Genomic DNA, 2,933 nt, shown 5'->3' with positions numbered 1-2,933 from the left:
CCGCCACCGATGCCGGTCGAGACCACGACGCCGACGAGGTCCGTCGCACCCCGGCCCGCCCCGAGCCGGTGCTCGGCCAGCGCGGCCGCGGCCCCGTCGACCGCGAGCCGCACCCGCGACCGCGGGAACAGGCCGCGCACGGCGTCGACCAGGCCGAAACCGCCCGCCCACTCGCCGATGTTGATCGGCGCCACCACACCGGCGCCGACGTCGACCGGCCCGGCGCTCGCGATCCCCACGGCCGTCACCTCGGCTCCCGCGGAGACCCGACGCAACAGCTCCGCGCATGCCGCCCACACGCCGGCCGCGGGCGTCGGCACCGTCCGCGGTGCGTCGAGCGTGCCGTCGGCGCGGACGCGGGCGGCCGCCATCTTGGTGCCGCCGACGTCGAGGGCGAGCGCGACCATCAGCGCCTGCGCAGCACGAGCACCAGATTGCTGACCAGGAACTCCCGCACCGCGGGGACCCGCACCAGCCACCACGCCCAGCGCGGGTGGTACCGGGGGAACGCGGCCAGCAGCTCGCCGTGCGGCGTCGAACGCGCCCACCGCAGCCCGTCGCCGCAACCCACCTCGAACAACGAGACCCCGTACCGGTTCTTCGGCTCCCGCCCGTGCCGGCGGGCGTAGCGCCGCGCCGCGTACTCGCCGCCGAACGCGTGCCACGGGCCGGTCTCGTGCCCGCCGAACGGGCCCCACCACAGGGTGTACGACAGCACCGTCAGCCCGCCCGGCCGCGTCACCCGCAGCATCTCGTCGGCCATCACCCACGGCTGCGCCACGTGCTCGGCGACGTTCGAGGAGAAGCACACGTCCACCGATCCCGTGCGCAGCGGCAGCGCGAGGCCCGAGCCACGGATCGACCCGCCCACCGCGAGACCGGCCGCGTGCATCTCCGACGGATCCGGCTCGACCGGCACGTAGCGGGCGCCCGACGCGCCGAACACCTCCGCGAAGTACCCCGGCCCGCCGCCCACGTCGACGACGGTCGTGCCGGTCAGGTCCCGGCCGGTCAGGCCCGCGTACAGATCACCGATCAGTTCCACGGTGTCGCGCGCGAGCGCCCCGTAGAACAACTCGGGGGCGGACTGCTCGTGCCGGAAGTCGCCGAGCAGCCCGACGGACCGGCGCAGGGTCGCGCGCCGGGCGAAGGTTCGAGCCACCGGGGGGACGGGCAGGGTCGGAACAACCACGAGGAGCAACCATAGCGGCCACCGCACCGCACTACCCGCCGGTAACCCTCCACCGCGGGCGGCCCCGCACCCGTTAGTGTGTTCCGGGATACAACCGTCGACGACGAACCACAGGGGGTCGCCACGTGCGCGAGGTTCTGTTGCTGTGCTGGCGCGACACCGGGCATCCCCAGGGTGGGGGCAGCGAACGCTACCTCGAACAGGTCGGCGCCCAGCTCGCCGCGCGCGGCATCCGCGTCACCCTCCGCACCGCCGCCTACCCCGGCGCCCCCGGCCGCGACGAGATCGACGGCATCACCGTCAGCCGCGGCGGCGGCCGGCTCACCGTCTACCCCCGCGCCCTCGCCGCGATCGCCGCCGGCCGTCTCGGATTCGGTCCGCTGCGCCACCTCCGGCCCGACGCGGTGATCGACACCCAGAACGGCATCCCGTTCTTCGCCCGCCTCGTCGCCGGCGCGCCCGTGACCGTGCTCGTGCACCACTGCCACCGTGAGCAGTGGCCCGTCGCCGGCCGCGTCATGGCCAGGCTCGGCTGGTGGATCGAGTCCGCCCTGTCGCCGCGCCTGCACCGCGACGACCAGTACCTGACCGTGTCGTTGCCGTCCGCCGACGAACTGATGGCCCTCGGCGTCGACCGTGACCGCATCGCCGTCGTCCGCAACGGCGCCGACGCCGTCCCCGCCGGGGTCGAGCCCGGCGACGAACACACCCGCACCGCGCACCCCACCGTGTGCGTGCTGTCGCGGCTCGTGCCGCACAAGCAGATCGAGGACGCCCTCGCCGCCGTCGCCGCGCTGCGCGACCGCGTCCCCGGCCTGCACCTCGACGTCATCGGCGGCGGCTGGTGGGAGAGGAACCTGCGCGCGGCCGCCGCGGACCTCGGCATCACCGATGCCGTCACCTTCCACGGCCACGTCGCCGAGGACCGCAAGCACGAACTGCTCTCCCGGTCCTGGGTGCACGTGATGCCGTCGCGCAAGGAGGGCTGGGGGCTGGCCGTCGTCGAGGCCGCGCAGCACGGCGTGCCCACCGTCGGCTACCGCAGCTCGCGGGGACTGACCGACTCGATCATCGACGGCGTCACCGGCGTGCTCGTCGACTCCGCGGACGAGCTCACCGACGCCGTCGCCGACCTGCTCGCCGACGCGGATCGTCGCCGCACCCTCGGCGGCAAGGCCCGGGTGCGGGCCGCCGAGTTCTCCTGGTCCGCGACCGGCGACGGGGTGCACGAGGTGCTCGCCGCGACGGCCGCGGGCCGCCGCGTCTCAGGACTGTTCCCGCGCCCGGCGGAGGCCGCCGTGGTGCTCGCGGCGCCGGGCGGGCCGTCGCAGGACCAGCAGGCCCACGAGCCCGCCTGCTGACACCGCCACCCACAGTGCGTGCGCGGCGATCGCCGCCGTCCGGTCGTCCGACCGCGTCCCGTCGACCCCTGGCACCCGGTACAGCGACAGCGCGGCATCGGAGAACACCGGCTCGAGCTGCTCGAGCGCGCGGGCCGAGTCGCCGAGGTCCCCGGGCGTGCCGTGCTCGACGAGCACCCAGCCCACGCCGTGGGCAGCGAGGTCGGCCGGCGCCGCCCCGGCCAGCAGCAGGCGCTCCACCTCCGCGGCGCCCCGACCCTCGCCGGCGACGGTGCCGCCGGCGACGATCAGCTCCCCGGACTGCAGCACGTCCGCGCGCAGCATCCGAGGTGCCGGATCGAGAACCGGTGCGGCGCCGCTGAACTCGAATCGCCGGAACA

General features: G+C 75.5%; 3 protein-coding genes and 1 pseudogene. 1 reads left to right on the top strand and 3 read right to left on the bottom strand.

Features of this window, described 5'->3' with window-relative positions; genetic code table 11:
- The coding region (locus tag CQZ88_RS16330; RefSeq protein ID WP_146034320.1) for an ROK family protein at positions 1-407 on the bottom strand (407 nt) is incomplete at its 3' end.
- Positions 407-1,162: a class I SAM-dependent methyltransferase gene (locus CQZ88_RS16325; RefSeq protein ID WP_029546061.1), complete on the bottom strand. Its 756-nt coding sequence runs from the start codon at positions 1,160-1,162 to the stop codon at positions 407-409. The genes CQZ88_RS16330 and CQZ88_RS16325, both read right to left, overlap by 1 nt.
- A gap of 155 nt (positions 1,163-1,317) precedes the next feature.
- On the opposite strand from CQZ88_RS16325, the gene CQZ88_RS16320 reads away from it, so the two are divergent.
- The gene (locus CQZ88_RS16320) at positions 1,318-2,553 is read left to right on the top strand and encodes a glycosyltransferase family 4 protein (protein WP_029546059.1); all 1,236 of its coding nucleotides are present in this window, start codon (positions 1,318-1,320) and stop codon (positions 2,551-2,553) included.
- Here CQZ88_RS16320 and CQZ88_RS16315 read toward each other — a convergent pair.
- Positions 2,458-2,933 (bottom strand): annotated as a pseudogene (locus CQZ88_RS16315) (hypothetical protein); the annotation flags it as partial. The gene CQZ88_RS16320 and the pseudogene CQZ88_RS16315 sit on opposite strands and share 96 nt — an antisense overlap.

The organism is Rhodococcus sp. ENV425 (assembly GCF_002887785.1).
Taxonomy (GTDB): Bacteria; Actinomycetota; Actinomycetes; order Mycobacteriales; family Mycobacteriaceae; genus Rhodococcus; species Rhodococcus aetherivorans.
Note: the sequence above shows the minus strand (reverse complement) of the source record. Positions and strands in the feature narration are given on the sequence as shown.